This window comes from Pedobacter foliorum (assembly GCF_013266735.1).
GTDB lineage: Bacteria > Bacteroidota > Bacteroidia > Sphingobacteriales > Sphingobacteriaceae > Pedobacter > Pedobacter foliorum.
In genome coordinates this window covers 97,549-120,225 of record NZ_JABSNU010000005.1, presented here as the reverse complement: position 1 = coordinate 120,225, position 22,677 = coordinate 97,549, and the positions used below count along the sequence as shown (strand labels likewise).

At 39.4% G+C, this 22,677-nt stretch carries 10 protein-coding genes; 4 read left to right on the top strand and 6 right to left on the bottom strand.

The annotated features are described in order from the left end of the window. Positions 1-105 precede the first annotated feature (105 nt). The 6 genes from HQN83_RS12235 to HQN83_RS12210 all read right to left on the bottom strand — a co-directional run bounded on the left by HQN83_RS12235 (position 106) and on the right by HQN83_RS12210 (position 9,618). Positions 106-1,242, bottom strand: a complete 1,137-nt coding sequence (locus tag HQN83_RS12235) for a glycosyltransferase (protein ID WP_173090637.1) — start codon at positions 1,240-1,242, stop codon at positions 106-108. A 67-nt stretch (positions 1,243-1,309) separates the two neighbouring features. Beyond that, complete coding sequence (locus HQN83_RS12230; RefSeq protein WP_173090636.1) at positions 1,310-3,040, bottom strand: tetratricopeptide repeat protein; 1,731 nt, start codon at positions 3,038-3,040, stop codon at positions 1,310-1,312. 356 nt (positions 3,041-3,396) lie between these two features. Then, positions 3,397-3,891 (bottom strand): lipid-binding protein, encoded by a 495-nt coding sequence (locus tag HQN83_RS12225; RefSeq protein WP_173090635.1) that lies wholly within the window; start codon positions 3,889-3,891, stop codon positions 3,397-3,399. A 23-nt stretch (positions 3,892-3,914) separates the two neighbouring features. Continuing rightward, positions 3,915-5,420, bottom strand: a complete 1,506-nt coding sequence (locus tag HQN83_RS12220; protein ID WP_173090634.1) for a SusD/RagB family nutrient-binding outer membrane lipoprotein — start codon at positions 5,418-5,420, stop codon at positions 3,915-3,917. Between the two features lie 23 nt (positions 5,421-5,443). Next, positions 5,444-8,659: a SusC/RagA family TonB-linked outer membrane protein gene (locus HQN83_RS12215; RefSeq protein ID WP_173090633.1), complete on the bottom strand. Its 3,216-nt coding sequence runs from the start codon at positions 8,657-8,659 to the stop codon at positions 5,444-5,446. 236 nt (positions 8,660-8,895) lie between these two features. Then, positions 8,896-9,618 (bottom strand): LytR/AlgR family response regulator transcription factor, encoded by a 723-nt coding sequence (locus HQN83_RS12210; RefSeq protein WP_173090632.1) that lies wholly within the window; start codon positions 9,616-9,618, stop codon positions 8,896-8,898. 259 nt (positions 9,619-9,877) lie between these two features. Here HQN83_RS12210 and HQN83_RS12205 point away from each other — a divergent pair, with 259 nt between their 5' ends. From HQN83_RS12205 to HQN83_RS12190, 4 genes are all read left to right on the top strand, one after another. Beyond that, positions 9,878-13,009 carry a ligand-binding sensor domain-containing protein gene (locus tag HQN83_RS12205; protein WP_173090631.1) on the top strand — a complete coding sequence of 1,044 codons (3,132 nt, stop codon included), beginning with the start codon at positions 9,878-9,880 and terminating at the stop codon, positions 13,007-13,009. A 141-nt stretch (positions 13,010-13,150) separates the two neighbouring features. After that, complete coding sequence (locus tag HQN83_RS12200) at positions 13,151-14,647, top strand: hypothetical protein (protein ID WP_173090630.1); 1,497 nt, start codon at positions 13,151-13,153, stop codon at positions 14,645-14,647. Between the two features lie 27 nt (positions 14,648-14,674). Next, a complete protein-coding gene (locus HQN83_RS12195) occupies positions 14,675-16,381 on the top strand; it encodes a hypothetical protein (RefSeq protein ID WP_173090629.1) in 1,707 nt (568 codons plus the stop codon). Then, positions 16,378-22,677: a hypothetical protein gene (locus HQN83_RS12190; RefSeq protein ID WP_173090628.1), complete on the top strand. Its 6,300-nt coding sequence runs from the start codon at positions 16,378-16,380 to the stop codon at positions 22,675-22,677. The genes HQN83_RS12195 and HQN83_RS12190 overlap by 4 nt, the downstream gene beginning before the upstream one ends.

The window sequence follows — 22,677 nt, the reverse complement described above, 5'->3', positions numbered from 1 at the left end:
AATAGCATTATAGTTTGCAAAACCTACATTACTATTCAGTATCTCTTTACAGAAATGAAGGAATAAAGTCTAGTATTACTATTTAATGATAAATTACTTCAACTATCAGTCACTCCTTTTTTTAAGCTCTTTAAGTGAGTAAAAACTATCTCTCCAGACAATTCCATTTTGGGACAATGTTTTATAGGTAGACTTAAGGACAATATAGGTCATTACCGCTCCTGCGAAAGCAATCGTCAAAAAATCCCACCATTGTTTACGTGTCGGTTTAAACCACATCACCAACCATTGCAATACCAAAATAGCCAGTCCGAACAAAATGCACCAACGGTTTCCCGACAGCAATGCCGCTGGCAACGGCAAAGTAAATACAAGAAATGTACTGATTGCAGTACCCAGGGCTTTGAACGGATTATAGTCAAATACGGAAAACATATTTTTCATCAGCCCATCAATAAATTCACCTACACTTGTATACCACTCCAATCCGATTTGGTCTTCTCCATAAAGCACATCCTGACTAAATCCCGAACTCTTGATCAGCCTGCCCAGTTGCAGGTCATCATCAGGTCTCAGCCTGATTCGGGAATGAGTCCCAGCATGTTGGTAAGAACTGCGCTTCACCAAGTTAAAAGCTCCAATACCCATATGAGCATCTGAATTTGGATTTCTGGCATCCCAGGGTTTCTGTCTAAGTTCCAGCATAATAAAAAAAGTTTGCAGGATGCTCCTTAGGAACAGCGAGCGTGATTTGACCTCAGGGAAAATAGTGAGGTGATCAAGCGAATGTTCAGTAACGTAATGCATTGACCTACTGAGGACGGCTTTGTCAAAAACGATATCCGCATCAGTAAACAAAAGCCATTCTGAATCGGTGCAAAGGTAGCCCTGTTGTAAAGCATGATTTTTGCCGAGCCAGCCAGGTGGCAACTCGCTCACTACGCTAACAGATAAATGTGGGTATTGCCCAGTAAAGCTTTCCAAAATAGTTTGCGTTTGGTCAGTAGAACGGTCGTTTACCACCATCACCCGGTAATTCGGATAATCTAAACTACAGACGCTTTTAAGTGCTTCTGCCAGATTATCTTCCTCATTACGAACAGCAATCACTACAGCAACAGTAGGTGAAACCTTAGCTAAGGGCTGATCCCTTAAAAAGCGAATCTTCTTCGCATTCATTAAAAGGAGAATGGCTAAAGCCACCCAAAAAACCAGGACTGCCAGCAAGTAATAAAATAACATAGTTCATCTTTAAAATAACAAAATAATGGGCTGCATAGCAGGTTATTGTTGGCGGCAACAAGCTTTTTCATTCCATTATTTCCGAGGAAGAAGTAAGTGAAAAATCTGCATATTGCCAAGCTTTATCCAAAACCTTTTTGGTTTTTTCTGCCTGGTTGATTTTGTTTTGCTTAAGCTGGGATTTGTATAATCCTGCAAGTGCCCAGCCGTTCTTTTTCCAGGTTTGTAAATCCTGAAGGTATATTTCTTCAGCTTCGTTGTATTTACCTGCATTTAGCAATACTGCTCCAAGATGATGCCTAACGGAGAAAAACCAATCGGGAGGTTCGTTGTAATTGAGCTTATCTTCAAGAACGATGGCCTCTTTGAGTAAAGTAATCGCCTGATCTGTTTGTTTTTGTTTTACAGCGATTCCTGCCTGTAATACTTTCGAAGCAATCTGTACCAAGTCTGCGGTTGTATTGATATTCCATATAGTTAAATCTTGCAGTGTAGTATCAACAACAAGGGCCGAGAGTGCCTTCATTTCTTTTTGTGCATTGGCTACCTCCTTTTTGCCCAGATAGGCCATGCCTTTTGCATAATGCCAGATGGCCTTAGGATATACCAAATCCTTGGGTGGAGGCGACAGGGAAAGTATGGTATCCCACATGGATAGTTTTACCGCCACATAGTAAGGAATGGTATAATAATGCTGCAAAGTACCCCAATCGGGCAGTCGCATAATGTCTTTGGCAGTATGTTTCTGCACTTGCAAAGCAGCCTGCCATGCCAATGAAGAATTTCCTTCCAGTGTAGCCGTGGCAGCCAGAAAGTGATAGTTATGCGGATAATAGGCAAGCGGATACACACCCTGCGCATGGCAAGCTGTACTATAAATGCTATCTGTTTTAACCGCATTGATATTTGACAAAGAACCCAAATGATAATCGCCTGTATTGATGTAAATATGGGAAGGCATATGCACAAGATGACCCGAACCAGGAACCAATGTATCTAACAGACGGGCGCTTGCCATAGCTTTTTCAGGATTGAGGGAAGTCTCCATCGCATGGATATAAAAATGATGTGCACCCGGATGGCGTGAATTAATACTGATGAGATGCTCCAATACGGCCACAAGTTCCGGCGTCCATGGTTGTGGTGTTTTTGTCTTCTTTTGATACAAATCCCAAGGATGCAAATTCATTAATGATTCCGCATAAAGTGCTCCAATGTCCGGGTCAGAAGGATATTGGTGGTACACTTTTTTCATAGCTGCAGCATAAGCAATATCCAATGGTTTACGATCGGGAGGTGGTTGCACAGCATATCGGGTAGCCAAAGCTGTTATCAACGCTTTTTCCTTTGGTGTACAGTTATGGGCGAGTTGCTGCGCCTTAAGAGTTGCATCATATGCACGTTGGAAGTTATCTTTTTCCATTCCCCCGTTGTAATTAGGGCCCAACACATAAGCAAATCCCCAGTAAGCCATAGCACATGCCGAATCTAACCTTGTGGCTTCATAGAGCGATCTTGCGGCTTCGGCATGGTTAAATCCGTAGGCCAGCATCATACCTTGATTAAAATAATCTTGTACTTGCTGGTCTGTGGTTGAAATCTTAAAGTTAATTCCTTGAAGTCCCTTTAACATAGGTGCCTTACGACCGGAACTATACCAATCTTTATCATTGGTAGCAGGGCTATAGCACACAGCTACCCGTGCTGTATTTACAGCTGATTCCTTTTGCTTTGATGAGTTGCCATTATTGCATGACAAAAGTAAAAGGAAAGCCGGGAGAAAAAAGATATGTTTCATACCGAGCAGTTTTTATTCAACAGAAACAACGATTAAATATAATAAAAATGAATCTATATTTTAATCTGTTGATTGAAATCAACAACCAAGAGGATTGATTCAAAATAAAGAGGGGTATCCACAAAGGTTTAACTGCTATTTGATTATACTCATTGATTATACTCATCGTCATCCTGAATTTATTTCAGGACCTCGCACTAGCAAGGCTTTCCTTCTCTTACAAGGCTTTCCTTCTCTTGCGAGGCTTTCTTTCTCGTGCAAAGTTTTCCTTCTCTTACAAGGCTTTCTTTCTCGTGCGAGGTCCTGAAATAAATTCAGGATGACGACATGGCCTTATTGGATACCCACTTAATTTATTACGGTCTATCCTCCACAAATCCTGTTTTATGTCTTCCTGTTACTTTGAACGTAGCCCCATCAATGTTCAGATCAAATACGATTGAATCAGTTGGTGTACCAGATCCCGGACCAACAGTACCGTTGGTGATGATCCGGCCATTTGACACACTGAAACTGGTGTAAACAGCTCCAGTTCCAAGATTAGTAACATTTGATGCAGAGAAAGTCTGACTCGCAAGGTCTACATTGATCTTTCCTTTAATTGCTATGTTCTTTGTTCCGGCTCTGAGGGATGTACTTTGAATCCAAAACTGCGTTGCACTATTGTCTGCAGTATTGAAACTATACAAGGTATAACGCCTTGTAGAATTGTCGACAGATACATGCCAGTCACCAGACATTTTTTCCATTTTAGTTCCTCCATAATCTACATCCTTTTTACAACCGGTATAAAAGACCACTGCCGTAAGCGTTAACATTAACGTCAATATTTTATTATGCTTAGTTTTCATTTGAATTTCTTTTGTTTAAAAAATTATTTTCCCCACCAAACTTTGGTGTAAATCGGCACTTCAGCCGGTGTATTGGTATTTCTACTTTTTTCATAGTCTGGATAAACTAACCTTCTGGGGAAATTTCCTTCACCGGTAACACCCCTGGATGCATACACTAAAGTACCTGGCTGATAGCCCGGCTCTGTTGAATACACTGGACTAATTTTTGGATATCCTGTTCTGTTTTGTTCAAAAAAAGCTTCTAAAGCGTGGGAACCAAATAGTGAGGCCCACTTCTGAACAATTATCTTCTCTATTTTTGTCTCGAGATTGGCATTTTTAGGATATTTATATGGACCGGCCAACAAATCTGTCGGACTAGCTAAACCAAGGTTTGTGAATGCAGCTGTTACCCCATCGTTGTACTTTGATTCTGCGTTATCACCTCCGTAATAGCGCTCCAAAAACTCTGCCTGCATAAAACAAGACTCTGCCTTGGTGATGAACCAAACCGGGGCTGTAGGCGCAATAACTGGAACTACAGCATCAAAATATTCGGGATGGTTACTTTGATTCCAAAAATCACCTTGATTAATTGCAGGAACAGGACTATCTGCTCCAAAATAAACCTGGGCACGGGGATCAGCGTTTTGCTCCAGCCAGCTTACCAGTGTTACACTCGCTTTCAGGTTATCTGTTGTGTTCAGTCTTCTGAAATTGTATTCAAACAAAGGATTGCTTTTATTAGGGACATTCTGATACGCGGACACGCCTGCATTGATGTTTAAAAACTCCGTATCTCCATCATACATTGCGGTGATACCGGCCTCAGCCTCTGCCGGCTTTACATACGCCATTCGTAAGTACATTTTGAGCTTTAAGGTATTAGCAAATCTTTCCCAGTTTTCCATTTGATCTTCAAAGGAAGCATTCCCATTGTCGCCAAAAACCAGATCGATCCTGGTATCGGTAGCGAGATGCGGTGTATTCATGAAATCCTTGGCCAGGGCTGCATCGATCTCTTGAATCAATGATTTGTAAATGGTATACCCATCATCAAACTTGGGTTGCAAAAATGTGCCTACTTTTAAGGCTTCCGTATAGGGAACTTTATCAAACAAATCTACAAGAACTTGATAGGTATAGGCGCGCATAACGGTAGCCATGAGATTATAGCGCCAATCTTTTGCAGCAACAGCTTTCTCAATTGCCAGCTGGTAATCTGCCAGTGCTCCCGAATAAAGCTCCTGATATGGCCCATTGACAAAAGCCGATGAATTAGGGACATCATAAGTATCAACCGAGATGTATTGACTTGAAGAGTTGTTTTGTGTCCAATACTGAGCCCATAGTCCACCAACAATCGACAAATCCCCACCAACTCTTCCTGCTGTTGAAACTACCCCCGAAGGGATCAGTGATTCCGCATTTGCTTTTTCAACCAATGGGTTATTGGGATCTATATTTATATCCAACTTGTTGCACCCGGTACTTGCTATGAATCCTGCAAGTAAAAATGCGATAGTGACTTTATTTAAATTTTTCATTTGTATACACAATTAAATGATGACTAAAAGGTTAGGCTTAAAGAAACACCGAAATTCCTTGTAGATGGACCTGTTCTGAACTCTCCGAATTCACTGGAAAGGTCATTGCCGAAATTTGAAACCTCCGGATCTATGGTTATATTTTGTTTTGGCAGCCAGGTAAGCAAATTTCTACCGTATAGGGTGATCATGGCCCGGTCAGTCCCTATCCTTCTTGCAACTTTTTTAGGTAAAGAATACCCCAGTGTAAGATCTCTTAACTTTAGATAAGTTCTGTCAACAATCATGTTCTTATAAGAAACTGCCCTTCCTGAGTTGGTATAATAATAAGAATAGATGTTGTTCTCGGTAATCGGATTTGTATTTTCTACATAAGTCGTTTTACCCTCACCATCCACTACTCTTACCACAGAATTAGGTACAATAAATGTACGTCTGTCGTTAAAAACCGTATTCGCCGCATTACCCACAAAATTTAACAAATCTGCTGTGCCTGAATAGAATAAGCCTCCCTTTTTAAAATCCAATGTAAAGCCGAGCATAAAATCCTTATAGGTAAAAGTGTTGGTAAAACCCATCACAAAATCGCGTTGGGATGAACCATAGGTACCCAGATCAGGGGCAGAGGCCGGAAATCCGTTAGAACTTACCACAATGTGGCCCTCAGGATCGTAAAGTGGCACAGGGGCTTCAAATACACCTAAAGGTTGACCAACCTTGGCCACAAACTGAGCATCATATGCAGCGTTTAGTACAACTTTGCTCAGTCCATCCGGCAATTCGAGAACAACATTTCTGTTTCTTGTAAAAGTATATCCAATGTTCCAGGTCATATCATCAGTTCTTATCGGAACTCCGGTAAGTGAAATCTCAATACCTCTGTTGCGTACCTTCCCAAAGTTTACTACCCTAAAATTTACTCCTGTAGATGGTGAAGCCACAATTGGCAGGATCTGATCATTGGTAACCCGGTTGTAATAAGAGATATCAAGCCCAAGACGATTATCAAAAAGCTTTATCTCGGTTCCAAATTCAGTTTCTGTACTGATCTCCGGTCTCAGTTTGTTATTTTTTAAAGTATTGGAAATACTATAACCACCAACTCCTCCAAAAGGGAATGAGGTATAAGCCACTCCTCCTAAAGAAATATTGGTTTTATTCAATATGTTTAACACATTATAAGGATCCGTATCACTTCCGGTTTTACCATAGGCCACTCTTAGTTTTAATAATGAAACTTTAGCACTACTCATGTCTATAAGACGAGACAAGATCAACGAAAGATTGGCACCAGGATAGAAATAGCTTCTTTGTGCGCTAGGCAGGGTTGAACTCCAATCGTTTCTTGCATTCAAAGTTAAATATGCAAAAGAATCATATCCTAAGGTTGCAGAGGCATATGCGCCGAAAAGCCTGCGCTCCTTACTGGTCTGACTGCTGGTTGGGGCATTTCCTGAGTTATCAATTTGAAATAAACCGGGAATCAGCAGATCTTCGATGCCTGTATATAAAACTCTTGAACCCCTGTCGTTAAAGTTTAAACCAACCAATCCCGTCACATCAAACCGATCTGAGAATTTATGATCAAACAGCGCATTCAGCTTGGAATCGAACTCAAAGTATTTTTCTGAACCATCAACAACATTTCCAACACTTGCCTGTCTAACAATTTGCTCATCGTTACCCCCTCCGGCCCATGATCCGGGCGTTGGCGAGTTCTTGGCATTCCAGATCTTATCAACGATATTACTCACATCCACGCCTTGTTGAAATTGAAGGGTTAACCATTCCAATGGTTTTATTTTCAGGTCAATGTTCCCATAAAACCTGTCGCTTTTAAATGTAGCGCCGTTTTCGAAAATAGAATAGTATGGATTCTGAGTAAAAGGGCTATAGAAGCCATCTACATCGAAGTATTTATTTTTGTAGTCTTTGAATTTTGAAATCTCAAAATTAACTGGGATCTGTAGGATATCTTCATAAAAAGAAGAGCCTACTCCTGAATTTGCCTGACCTGTTTGTACCGTTCTGGTATTCTTTCCAAGGTAATTTAAACCTGCAGTTATGGATAAGTCCTTAAACTTAGTAGATCCGTTTAAGCTGATTGTATTTCTTTTATATACATCACTTGAACCGGGCAAAATACCATCGCTATTTACATTTCCGTAAGAAAGCCTAAATGTTGATTGATCAGTACCTCCACTGAAAGAGATTGTATTATTATATTCCTGGCTAGTATCAAAGGCATCTTTAAAGCTATTCTTTGCTGCCACAAAAGTCTGCGACAAACGTTCTCCATCTACTTCAGATCCCCAATCCCGTGTTTTCCCGTCAAATCTTGCTCCCCAGCTACCGTTTTCAGCAACCCAACTTTCGTAGGCAAAGCCTTGTCCGTATTTATCCTGTAGTTTGGGCACATTGGTTACTTGCGAAAAAGCCGCAGCAGAACTAACATCAACTTTAAAAGCACCTGCTTTTCCTTTTTTAGTGGTGATCAAAATGACACCATTAGAAGCCCTAGATCCATAGAGAGAACTTGCTGCGGCTCCTTTTAGGATACTGATTGTCTCTATATCTCCCGGATTGATGTCATTGGCAGCATTACCAAAATCATAACTCTCTTTTAAATCTCCAAGACTGTTCACAGGTGAAGCATCACCTGGCCTCGAGTTGTTTACTGGCACACCATCAATAACATACAAAGGCTGGTTGCTGCCAGCGATTGAGGAGAACCCCCTGATGACCGTTTTGCTGGATCCGCCTGGTGAACCCGAAGTGGCAGAGATATCAACACCGGCCACCTTGCCTTGTAAACCTGCCATTAGATTTAAAGGGGATGCCCTGTTGATTTCTTCGCCCCCAACCTGAGCAACCGAATAGCCATTTGTTCGGCTTGCCCTGTTGATACCAAATGCAGTTACTACCACTTCGGTAAGTGATTTATTTTCGCCACTTAGTACCACATTAATAATCGGGTCATTACCCACAGTTCTGGTTTGCCCAACATATCCAACGTAAGCAAACTCAAGGATAACACCCTCTGCCGCTTCCAGAATATATTTCCCATCAGGCCCTGTTACCGTACCCTGCTGCTTCCCCCTAACTTTTACACTAACACCCGGTAGCGGCCCGCCGCCATCGGAATCGGTCACTTGTCCTGATATTTTCTTGTTCTGGGCAACTGCTCCATAACAAAAAAGCAACAGGAAGATCATTTTGAATAGTAATCTTAATTTCATGCTTCAGTTTTTGAATGAATAATATTAGCTAGTCCATTATTCTATGGACGATGGCAGGCAATTTAACCAGTTAGCTAAAAAAAAAGTGTTCGAAGAACACCTATTGACAGGGCAGACTTATCGGAATGATTATATAGAAATACCAAATCTCACAATGTGAAATCGTTTTATATGAGATCATAAAATATTGCATGAAGAATGCAGCTTCGGGACCCCGAAGAACTATTGCGACTATATCAGAATAGTTTTTGTAAAAGGCTATCCTTTCTCTGAACTGAAACCTCTACTTCGGAACCATCAGAAAGTTCCACAGTTCCCCCGTCGCCTTTACGATATTTAACTACATAATTTAAATTGATGATCATTGAACGGCTAATTCGAATGAAAAACTCGTCATCTAAAATGGTCTCAAATTCCTTAAGGGTTTTGGATACCACAATTTTCTTGGTGTCAGCCAATATGAAAACACTGTAGTTACTCATGGCCTCAATTTTTATGATATTGGTCTTATCAACAAAGTAGACCCCCTCTGCGGTGGTTAAAGCCAAGCGGTTGCTATTTCCTTTTTCCTTTTTTACAGCCTTGATACCTGATTTTTCAACTACTCTTTTTCTTAATCTGGTAATCGCTGCTTTCAGCTCTTCTTGATCAATAGGCTTAAGTAAATAATCAACAGCACTTAAACGAAGTGCTTCGAGCGTGTAACTGTCATATGCGGTAGTAAATATCACTTCAAAATCAAAGCTACCAAGGCGTTCTAAAAACTGAAAACCATTCATTCCCGGCATTTCTACATCCAAAAAAAGTACATCTGGTTTTAGCTCAGTAATGGTATGCAATGCTTTGGCGGGTTGATTAAAAATGCAAACCACCTGCAACTCATCCTCAAAAAACTCAAGCTTTTGACAGAGTAATTTACTACCCTTAACCTCATCGTCTAATATAGCAACCTTTAACATTACTTAATTTTTATAATTAAATTTCGTCTTTTTTTTCTAAACAATTAATCCATTCAACATTTTTAGCATGACAATTATCCTCGTTTTAATGTTGTTTGATTTGCTTGATCAAACTTATAAAGCTTACTGGTCATATTTCTATATAATGAGTGAAATCTACTTAATAATGAGCGAAGTAGTACTTCCAATTAGGATATAATATTCGCATTCAATACAATATTTTGTTATTTTGTATATCTCCTGTTAACGCTTAAATCAAATGAGAATAAAGCTTCCTCTATTACTCTCCCTCATTGTGATGTGGTTATTTGCGCTAACCACAATGGATGTTTTTGGACAAAAAACCAACGCCCCGGTGTTTCCTAATTTAAAGTTTAGTCAGATTAACATTAAAGATGGCTTAAGCACAAATGCGGTGAGATGTACTTATGAGGATAAGAATGGTATTATCTGGATTGCCACTAGCAAAGGACTAAATAGATATGATGGAGCGAGTATAAAGGAATTTATACATAACCCCAATGATAGTACCTCAATATGTAATAATGTAGTAACTTATATTGTTGCTGATACAGATGGTTATTTATGGTTAAGTACATTTGGAGGCCTGGCCCGTTTTAATCCAAATACCGGAAAGGCGAAGAACTTTTTTCATCAGGAAGGAAATAAAAACAGCCTGTCGGGTACTTGGAAATGTATCCCATATCTGGATAGTAAGGGGCGCTTATGGCTTGCTACTGATGCCGGCATTCAATTATTCGATTATAAAACAAACACTTTTACTACCTACAACGCTCCTGAGATAAATAAGCCTGATCCAAAACCGGCATATAATTCATTTAACCTGGTTAGAGAAGATGAAAAGAAACGCTTGTGGGCATTAAGTGCTTATGGTTTGTATTTAATAGATGAACAAAATAGAAATCTGAAACTGTACAAGCAACCTACGTTTAATGAAAACATAGCCTTTTATCAGAGCAAAAACGGCACTATTTATTTAGGCCAGGCTGAGGGAGGGCTTAAGAGCTTTGATCCAAAGCTCAATACATATCAGTCAATCTATCAAACGCTTTTTCAAATGCCATATTTAAGGGTAAATGATATTACCGAGTGGTCCGATAACCAACAAAATAATTGGCTATGCATTGCTGCGGGTGGTGGCTTTGCATTGATGGATATAAAAACTAATCAACTAAAAACATATGTTTCTAATAATTTAAACCCAACGTCATTAAACGCATTTTCAGTATTCCATATTACTAAAGACAGGCAGAACCGCTTATGGCTATCAACTGATAATGGCATTAGCATTATTGATCCTAATCTGCAGAATTTCGACAACATTCCATTGTATCAGCAACTAAACTTAAATAACCCTAAACTTTTTGGGCTTCCAAACAATATGTTAGAAACTGATGATTATTTTTATGTAACGGGTTATTATGGAAAGGGTTTTTACGTATTTGATAAAAAATGGAAGCTGGTAAAGCATGTTTTACAAATACCTCAAAACTCTAAAAGTGCTTTAAGTAAGTCCATAAACAGTATTTATAAGGATAACAGTAACAATCTTTGGTTTAGCACCGATTCTGGTCTGGTAAAACAACATCATGGAGGTTATGAAATTTATTTACCACCAATAGATTTAACTATTAAAGAAAACCTCGGTGTATCCAAACTATATAAAAGAAGTGATGGTTTGTTTTGGATAAGGGCCAGACAAAATGGATTATATCTTTTTGATCCGATTAAAGGCAGATTTATAAAACAATATAAACCCGACGGAATAAATATTGATGGGCCGGTATACTCGGGTTTCATGGATAAACAAAATAACCTTTGGGCGGGTACAACCAAGGGAATTAGTCGGTACAACCCATCAAATGATGCCTTTAGCAAAATCAAAATCCTAAACAAGAAAGGAAAAGAATCTGCCATTGGTTGGATAACCGATATAACTGAGGACAATGAAAATGTAATATGGGCGGTTTCTGATGCCGGACTGCTTAAAATTGATAAAACTAAAGGCATTGGACTACTGATTGACCATAACGATGGATTGCCGGAAAATTACTTAAAAAGAATATCGATAGATACCCTTGGCAACTTATGGATTCCCTCGCAGCAAGGAATAATAAAATACGATAGGAAAAAGAGCTTCATTTATTTTAACATTAATAATGGGCTTCCATTTCAATATGAAGGACATGGTTTCTTTGAAAAAGACAAACAAAACAATTTACTATTGAGCTTTAGTGGTTTTGTGACAAGATTTGATCCCTACCACATAAAAACAAACACAGATATCCCAAGAGCCATCTTTATGGATATAAGTATTGATGGTGAAGAAACAATCTTACAGAATATTAACAACGAAAAAAAGCTAATAGTACCCCCTGGAGCAAAAATTATAAATATTCAGTTCGCATTAACCAATTATACCGCTGCTCAAGAGAACAGTTATTTTTATAAAATTGGTAAGGCTACTAAACATTGGCAACAAGTTGAAAATGGGAATATTGCTTTAGGAATTATGCCAAAAGGCGAATACGAGCTATACGTTAAAGGCAGTAATAACGATGATGTGTTTAGCAAAGAAGAAAAATTACTTATTAAAGTTTTGCCACACTGGTACGAAACAAATTTGTTTATCATCTTATGCCTACTTTCAATTGCTGTTATTATTTTCATTTTGCTAAAAAGACGGATAAACTTTGTTCGCAACCAATTCTTGTTTAAGCAAAAACTCTCAGAAAGTGAGTTAAAAGCAATGCGTGCACAGATGAACCCTCATTTTATTTTTAATGTATTAAATTCTATCGAAGCTTACATTATGGATAATGAAAAAGTGATAGCATCAAGACTAATTCAAAAATTCGCCTCATTAAGCAGGTTAATTCTGGAAAACTCTACTAAGAATTTGGTAACTGCTGATAAAGAATGGAAAGCCTTAGTATTATACACAGAGCTGGAGGCTATGCGGTATAGTAATTCATTCAGTTATGAATTTATTGTTGCTGAGCAATTGCAATTGAAAACATTACTACTGCCTCCCATGTTAATACAGCCGATAATAGAAAATGCTATTTTACATGGTCTAATAGTTGAAAACAAAAGTGGAGCCCATTTAGAAGTTAAATTACAAACCACAAATACAACAGTCTGTATAACTGTATCTGATAATGGTGTGGGGATTGGAAATTCTGCTTCGACGTCTAAAAAAATTGGCGGCATTAAGGAAAAATCAATGGGAATAGCTTCAGTCAAGGAAAGAATTGAAATGATCAATCTTCAATATCAAACAACCAGCGCAAAAATTAGTATTAGTGAAGGAGATAACAGCAGAGGTACAGTTGTTATCATTTACTTGCCACGACTATTTTCCAGTTAAAATAGTTATTCACTCATTGAACAACCATGTTCACTCAATGAGCCTTATTGTTCGCTAGTTCTGATAAAAACCAATGGTTTAAATACACAATTTAGGTTTAGAAATTTCGAATCCTATTCTATGTATTTAAATAAATCAGACATGAAATTAATCAAATTACTAAAATCCATGTTTATAGTAATATGGGTGATGGCTATACTGGCTAGCTGTACAAAAGAAGGTGCAGTGGGTCCCAGGGGTGAACTTGGTGAAGATGGTTCTACTATTTTAAGTGGCAACACTGAACCTGATCCTACTATAGGAAAAGTTGGTGATTATTATTTTAGATTAGGTAACAATGATTTTTATGGCCCTAAAACGGCCAGCGGCTGGGGTACGGCTGCAAATTTAAAGGGAGCACCCGGTGCAGAAGGTTCAACGATTCTTAGCGGAACAGCTGTGCCTAATGCTGCACAAGGTGGCGTTGGTGATTTTTATTTCAAAATTAACACTGGCGACTTCTATGGACCTAAGACCAATGCAGGTTGGGGTTTGGCTATAAATTTAAAAGGTACAGCGGGAACTAAAGGCTCCGATGGTGCAACCATTATTAGTGGAGCAGCTGCACCAACAGATGCAATCGGTACAATAGGCGATTTCTACTTTCAGGTATTACTTGGTAATTTTTATGGACCTAAAACAGCAAATGGATGGGGTACTCCTACTAACTTAAAAGGTGCTTTAGGAGCAACCGGTGCCACTGGCGCTACAGGTTCAGCAGGATTGCCAGGATCACAAATTCTTAACGGATCTACAGTTCCCGGCATTACGTTAGGCGTTACAGGAGATTTTTACTTCAATCGCAGTAATGGAGATCTGTACGGTCCTAAAACAACTGCAGGTTGGGGTACGGCTGTAAGTTTAAAGGGCTCCGTTGGGCCTAAAGGTGCAGACGGCTCTACGATTATAAGTGGAGTAGCCGTTCCTACAGCAGCAATAGGGAAGTTAGGTGATTTTTACTTTCATTTATTAGTTGGTAACTTTTATGGCCCTAAAACCGCAACAGGTTGGGGTGTTCCTACAAATTTAAAAGGTTCAAATGGAGCTGCAGGTGTAGCAGGCTCACAAATTCTTAGTGGAACTACGGCACCAAGTTCAACCCTTGGACGAGCAGGAGATTTTTATTTCAATCGCAATACAGCCGATTTATATGGCCCCAAAAGCGGAACCGGCTGGGGCACTCCCGTTAATTTAAAAGGGCCTACAGGCCCCCAAGGCCCTCCGGGAACTGCAAATGTAATTTATAGCCCATGGATGCTTGTATCCAGCTCACAATCGGGCATTTATGAAATTCCGGCAAAAGAACTAAATCAGGTCATTTTAGATGGAGGTCATGTAGCTGTTTATGCAAAAGAATACAAAGGTGATCTTCTTTTGGGCTTAAATCAGCTTCCCTATATCTCAAGACATACAGGCACTTTGATTGAGTTTAAGCTTAGTTTGAATACCATTACCGTCTATTCTAATGGAAAAGTATTAGATAACTGGGGTACCGAATTCCGCTACATCATTATACCGGGTGGGATTTTCTCTCCTGATACCCGCAGCCAACTCCGCGATTATAATGTGGTAAAAAGAATGTACAACATACCTGATTAAGGCCATTATTAAATTAATTACCCGAAAATGAAACGCTCCATCTTTTTACTTTTAGTTGGTGTGCTACTTTGGTCAAATACTTGTTTAGGACAAGATTTGACCAATTTAGGCACACAAAAACCATTTGAATTTAATGGAGGCCTGGAATTACGTGGTATCTTTTACCATGCAAATGGCATAGCAAACCGCCGACAACCTTTTACCTATTTATTAAGTGGTAGCCCAACTATAAATATTTATGGTTGGAGCATACCAACAAGTTTTACCATAAGCAAAGAGCAAAATTCTTTTCAACAGCCTTTTAACCAATATGGCTTTAGTCCTACTTACAAATGGATTACGTTACATGCGGGGCACCGGAGTATAAACTTTTCACCCTACACCTTAGCCGGACATACCATGCTTGGCGGTGGTTTTGAACTTAAGCCGGGTAAAATAAGGATTGGTTTTATGTACGGCAGGCTAAATAAAGCTACGGTGATAGATACCGCAACAATGGCTTTAGTACCCTACTCATTTTCGAGAAAAGGCTTTGCCGCCAAGTTAGGCTACGGTTCATCATCCAATTATTTTGATCTGAGTTTTTTGCACGCCAAAGACGACAGCACCTCTATAACATCTATTAATCCAACAGATAGCAACAAGGTAACCGCTGCTGCAAATTCGGTACTGGGTTATGGCACCAAGTTTACATTGTTTAAGCGTTTTTTCTTTGAAAGTGATGGGGCGGTAAGCATTTATACTCGCGACATCAACTCACCAATACAATTCGAAAAGATTGAAGATCCAACTTTAAATAAACTAAAAGGATTATTAAATGTGAATGGCAGTACAGAATTATTTTTAGCCTTCAGTGCCGGAGTTGGCTACACCGCTAAAAATTATGGGCTAAAAGTAAACTATAGACGAGTTGAGCCTGATTTTAAATCAATGGGGGCTTACTTTTTCTCAAATGATATAGAAAACCTTACCATAAGCCCCAACTTCAATCTAAAGGAAGGAAAACTCCGTTTCAACGGCAGTTTTGGGGTAGAGCATGATAATGTCAGGCTTCAAAAAACCTCAACTACAAAGCGAATTATCGCCAACGGTAATTTGAGTGCAGATATTACAGAACGTTTTGGCTTAGATGCTTTTTATAGCAATTTTTCGAACAACCAAAAACCCAATACCCTTCGTTTTGCAGATTCACTAAAAATTGTACAAGTCACTCAAAATCTAAGTTTAATGCCTCGCTATATGATTATAGGAGAAGACATAACACACATGATTATGGCTACTGTAAACATGAGTAATTTGAACGATTACAATTCATATTTCGGTACCGATGCCCCAAGCAGAAATGTAACTACCCAACAATATATGCTCAATTACAACATAAGCTTTCTTAAAAGGGCTTTAAGCTTATTCGGAAGTTTAAACTACAGTAAAATGGGAGGTATGGGAATTAAAACCAGCTATTCAGGCATTACTTTGGGAGGTAACTATACTTTGCTAAATAAGAAATTAACCACTGGCCTAAATTGTAGTGTTTTAAATGGAAAAACCGGAGACAGTAATAGTTTAATTATTAATAGTTCAGCGAATTTGAACTATAAAATTGACAAAAGACAATCGCTTCGATCATCATTCTTTTGGACAAAAAACAATCCAGGAACCATAATAAGCGGAGGATACCCTGGTTTCAGCGAATCACGTGGGGAAATAGCCTACCAAATCAACTTTGGATTATGAAAAACTTGAACTTGTTACTTCGAATTTGTTTAATTAGCTTATTGATATTGGCATCAGTAACCTTAAGGGCTCAAATTAACGTTACCCTAAAGGTCCTTCCACCATACCAAAGTAGAATTTCGGACTATGCCTCACGTCCTGATTTGATGGTGTTAACGCTTTCAAATACCAGTACTGTTACCAGGCAAATACAACTCAGCGGAACAATTACCGGAAATAATGGAGTAGCAGCCTGGCTAAAACCGGGCTATAAAAGCCCTCAGCCTATTGAAATGGCTCCTGGACAAATGATTTTACTAAATGGTAACGACATTGCTCAGTTGTTTGATTACAATCAAATCGAATATACCGGTGTGAGTGTTGCAGATTTTACCAGAGGCGTAGGATTACCCGAAGGGAACTATCAGATTTGTATCAGGGCTTTAGATTATAACACCAGACAACCAATCAGTCCCGATCAGCCCATAGGGTGCTCAAATCTGGTGATTTCTAATGTAGAACCTCCGCGCATTCTATCTCCATTTAACGATCAGGAAATCAAATTTAATGCAGCACAGTCCTTCCCGATTACCTGGAGCTCCTCTCCTGGAGGTCCTGTCCTACCAACCTATTACGTAAAAATGGTTGAGATTCTGGGCAACCTTAATCCCAATGACGCAATGCGTTCATCATTTAGCCCCCCCTTTTTCGAGAAAGAAGTTAATACAAACACTCTACTTTATGGCCCTGCCGACCCTCAATTAACTCCAGGCCGAAAGTATGCTTTAATGGTAAAAGCCATTGATCCATCAGGTAGGATAAACTACCGCAATGGAGGACAAAGTGAGGTAATTCAGTTTACTTATCAAAAAGAAGGGATTAGTCTTCCCGAAAATATGATGGTTAAAGCAGCCAGTGCTCCATTTGCAGCAAATGTGCCCAATTGTGCCAATTGTAATACAGCTAAACCTGGTGGAAATGCAGCGAATGATTTGATTTTACAAGACGCTCCTAATCGCATAATCAAAGTAAATCAGTTTGAAATGAAGGTGCTAACAGTTAATGCAAGTAATGGCAAGTTAAGTGGAACCGGCACCATAACCCTACCTGTTATAGGAAATATTTCTTCTGCAATAAAACTAAGAGTTGCCTTTAGTGAGCTTTCTATTAATAGTAAATTCGAAATGCTAGAGGGAAATGTACATGGAATAAAACGTGCTGATTTTAGCTTTCTACCCAATGCGGATCAACCTGAATTAAATAGTAGTCCGCTTACCTCTAACGAAATTAACCAACTCGATCAGTACTTTAAAAATAACACCAACCAGCTGGTTTCTAAATTAACACAATCAGCCGCATCAGCAGGCGCCGAATTGCCCTTAGGCCTCGATAAGGGAGCTTTTACCATAGGCATCACCAATGTGTTTTTTACTGCAACCCAGAGTTGGTTCGAAGCCATATCGGTAATGAATATGCCCGATGCGAACATGAAAATTGCTTTTTCGGGCAAAGGCATTTGTATAAGTCCAACTAGTTTGTGCGGAGAAGCCTCTTTATATTTAAGCGAAGACGCTCTTTTAGCCTCTACCGGACTTAAGCTACTGGGAGGCAACGAGGGTACGCAACTCATATTCGACAGTAAGGGATTTAAGCTGCTTAAAATAGCTGCCAATTATCAATTCCCTCAGGGAACACCACTTTTAGATGCTGTCAGCAATCAGCCGATATCATTGACCATCAAAGCTAAAACAGAAGTTGGCTGGGCAGATTGGATTGCAGAGGTATCTGTTTCACCATTTAAAGTGGGCACTATAAGTGATGTTCAGTTTGGTAAAATCGGGGCCTCATCAACAATCATTTACGATCACTCTGATACTAAAAACTGGGAAAACATGCCTAAGCGAATAGAAAGCGGAGATCCCAGCGACGCACCTATAGTTCTCGATGATTCCTGGACTGGCATTTATATCCCACAAATTGATGTGCAGCTTCCAGCTGCAATTAAAAAATTCAATGGTGATCCAGTGACTTTTGCCGCAAAGAATTTAATTTACCAGGAAGGCATTTGTGGTCAGGTTACTGCAACAAATATATTAACCGTTGGAGAAGGAAGTTTAGACGGTTGGTTTTTATCCATCGATGAGATCGGACTTAACTTTTGGAAAAATAGCTTCAAGAAAAGCTACCTAAAAGGAAAATTGGTTCTACCGCCCTCGGGATCCGAGTATAGCAAAACGAATAATCAAATCGATTATTCCTGCACCCTAACAAAGCCCGCAGGGGAAGCAATGGCATTTGAGTTTAGTGCAAATCCGAAAAACGACCTAAATTTCAGTGCTTTATGGACCACCGTAAATATCGATAAATCATCAAAAATTACAGTTCGTGTTGATGGAGATGGATTTAAAGCTGAGGCACTGTTAACCGGAAGTATGGCTTTTAAAACAGATATCGCTAAACTACCTAAGCTTACACTTGGGGAAATGACCTTCCAAAATATGAAGATATCCTCCCGGTCACCTTACTTTGAGCCGGGTCAGATAGATTTTCATACGGGTGGAAATAACCCAAGGGCAATGATCAACCAGGATAATTTGAATGAATTTTATGCCCAGCAAAATGTAAAAGGCCCAAGTGATATTCAAAACCTTCCCGAAGAAAGCAATTGGTTATCTGCAAGTGGAGGTGGTAGCGTACTTGGATTTGGAATAACTGAGACCAAAATTACGCCTGTTGTTGATGGAGGTCAAATTGGTTTTAGATTTGGAGGCAGCCTTCAATTGGTTAATAACGTAAACTTTATCCCTAAAGCCAGTATTGATTTTAAGGTATATGGCGAAATAGATCCCGCTGCAGGGCAAAGAAAGTTTTGGCGTGGAGTAAAAGGTAAAATAGAAAAAGTACAACTGGAAGCCAAAGCCAAACTAGGCCCTTTGGATGTAGAAGGTTCTGTTTATTACCACGATATAGAAGCTAATGGCGTACGGGATTATGGATTGGGTGGTCGGTTAAATGTACTATTGCCAGGTGCTGGAGCACAATTTCAGATGCAAGCTTTATTTGGTAGTAGGGCAAGTACGCAGAGTTTCCAATATTTTTATATTGATGCTTTGGTTGATTTTGGGCAGTCGGGCATTCCGCTTTTCCCTGGAACAGCACTGTATGGATTTGCCGGCGGCGTTTATTACAACATGAGTCAGGATGTTTCCGGACGTAAAAATAGTGTGGGCGCCGAAATGCCCAAAGATAATTCGAACACAGAAGACCCAACTGCAGTGCAAATTACCAGTTTTTCGGGTAATAAATACACACCGAACAATTCAAATGGAGGGCAATTCGGCATAATAGCTGGAGTTTATTTTGGTTTAAGCAGCCGGTCTACTTTAGAAGGATTGTTATCTATGGAAATTGCTTTCAATAACAATGGTGGCTTTGATAAATTCAATCTGGCCGGAAAGGCCAGCATCTTAAGTGGTGCAGGTGGTTCCTTCTTAGAGCGTTATGAAAACGCTTTGGCACAAGCAAATATGCTTTTAGAAATAAAAATGATTAACAACCTATTTCATACGTTTAGAGCCGAATTTGATTATGATATGGCATTCCCCAGAAGTGCTCCTTTGGTATCAGCCAAAGGAATGCTAGAGTTTTACATAGAAAATACTTTAGCAATTAATTCACAATCCAAGGAGGGAACACTCTGGTATTTTAGAATGGGAAGGCCAAGGCCTTTTCAACCTAATAGCATTAGTTTTTTAAATGGTTTCATCAAATCAGATGCCTATTTCCAAATGGGAAATCCAATTGATCCTATGCCAAAAATACCAGATCGCATACTCGAAATCATGGGGGTTGAGAAAAAAAATACCGACGAAGAAGGTAGTTTTGATCAAATAGAATATTCGCAAGTTAAAAAAACACGCGACGAAGACGCAGCTGTCACCGGTAAAGGAATGATATTCGGCGCACTTACCGAAATTAAAGCAAACCCTAAGTTTCTAATATTTTATGCCAGTATATATGCGGGCATCGGTTTTGATGTAAGTATATTACAAAGGGATAAACCCGAATGTGATCAACCGGCCGGTTCATGGTACGCACGCGGGCAAGCCTACGTTGGTGCCGAAGCAGCCTGTGGTGTAAACATCAATGTTTTTGGGATTAAGAAACAAATAGAATTTATACGAGCTGGTTTAGGTGCTTCGGCCGAATTGGGTGGCCCTGCCCCACTTTATGTACGGGGAACACTGGGAGGCAGATTTGCCGTTTTAGATGGATTAATATCTGGTCGCTTTAATATCCGATTTGTAGTCGGAACCATTTGTGACGACAAACAAGACTCACGTGAACTTAAACTCATCTCCGACATCTATCCGGACGGAGGCGAAGTAAGTACACTGGCTTCACCTACTGTATCTTTTAATTATCCCTTAAATAAAGATTTTATTGTACCCATAACTTCAACAGATAACGATGGCAACATTAAGGCGGTCAAGTACGATCTGTTTCGCTTCAGAAAGGAATATGTAACAATTTCTTTAAAAGAAGGTAATCAACCGGTCTTTAGCATCAATGATTTTGGTTTGGCCGTTGGCGAGAATGCAATGCCAGAAAACAAGTCAATGTATTACAATGGTCCAATCTATAAATTAGCGCTAAAGCCAAATTTACCACTTCTTAAACCAGATACTGAGTTTGAAGTTAATGTTGAAGCAAAGGTTAAATACTTTCCTGATCTAACCTACGAGGACGATAAAAGAAGTGCCACAGAGCGAAAAGCTGATCAATCGGCTAAAAAAGATATACTAAGCGAATCCCAATTTCAATATGTAAAAACGGGTAACCTTGGCTTTTTTGGCCCTGTTTACGTCGACAAAAAAGATATTGTATTTAAAACAGATAAAGGACCAAAGAAAATATCTCTAGAAAACTTGGTCGACATTATGCCTGTACACCGCCACAAAACATTGCCATTTGGTGTATTAAATGACAATACAGCCTACCTTAAATTAAACAGAGGCTACGACGCCAGCTCCTTCGGTTTAGACTTAAACAATCCTAAAACAAGAGTACGCATCGTAAATATGGGCAGCGGAAATGCTGAAACTAATAAAATAGACTTACCAATACAAAATGCGGATCCTACAAATTGGACTTTTAAATTACCCACAAGTCTTTTACCGAATCAAAACTACGCTATCCGTTTCTATGTTAAAGGCGATCCGATAAATCCATCTCCTGAACCTCAGGTAGCAGGAACTAAATTAATGGCTATTGATGTTTTAAAAATGGAGGGTGATGCACTTACCGCTGGCGGCGATGTCATCACTAGCAAACGGAATATTATTAAAAGCGGTTTACGAATGGGATCTGGAGAGCGCGATGTGTTTTCGTGGTATTTTAATACCGGTAAATACAGAACTTTTGAAGACAAATACAATGGACTGAAAATAAGAAAACTGAAGGTAGGTGACATGGAAGCCGACATCAGAAAAGACATTAGCCAGAATCTGGAGGCATTTAAATGGTTTAACGAAGAAACCAAATCTATAACAGCATTCAAAGTGCATTACGAATTTGAAGGGCCTGAGTATTTTAATGCTTTAGATGATGGAAACTGGACTTTAGGTGATGTTTTCCCAAATTTAGGTAACAGCAACACCGCAGCTAAACTGGCAAGAGATTATAAAAACATGGTATATGATCATGGAAGAAGCGTAACTGATCTCAACAATATATTGGATCGTTTTGTAACTGAAGCCTTTGGTGAGAACCGAACTTTAGACCTCAAATTGCTCAATATACCTTGGAATGCGATAACCGGAGGCATAGGCAGCTATACAGATCCATCTTTTCCAAGGTTGAGCGCCATCATGCCTCCCGATCAGTTTGATGTAAACTACAATGATAACAATTACGGCATTCCACCGGCTGAGGGCTCCTATGCTGAAGATTTTAGTACTGATCCCGAAAAAACTGAGAAAAACAAGGTCAACACAATTGTGATGGCTGCTCAAAATGCAACAGCAATAATGTCAGCTAATTTTGTAAACACGAATAGAAATATTTTACTTAATTCAGCTAACAAATATGTATTTACCCTAGACCAAACCATACATCATCAAAGCGGTCAAGGTGCAGTTCTGGTCACTAATCAAGCTCTTCGGGTAATACAATCAAAGAAAAATCTGGGTTATCCGCCTGATATTGTGGCCAGAGCAGGTGTTTTTATGGATCAGGTTAAAGGCATAAGTCAACCTGCCAGCATCCAAATTGCCCCAACGATACAGTCACCAAAAATAAATCTTAAAATGCGTTAA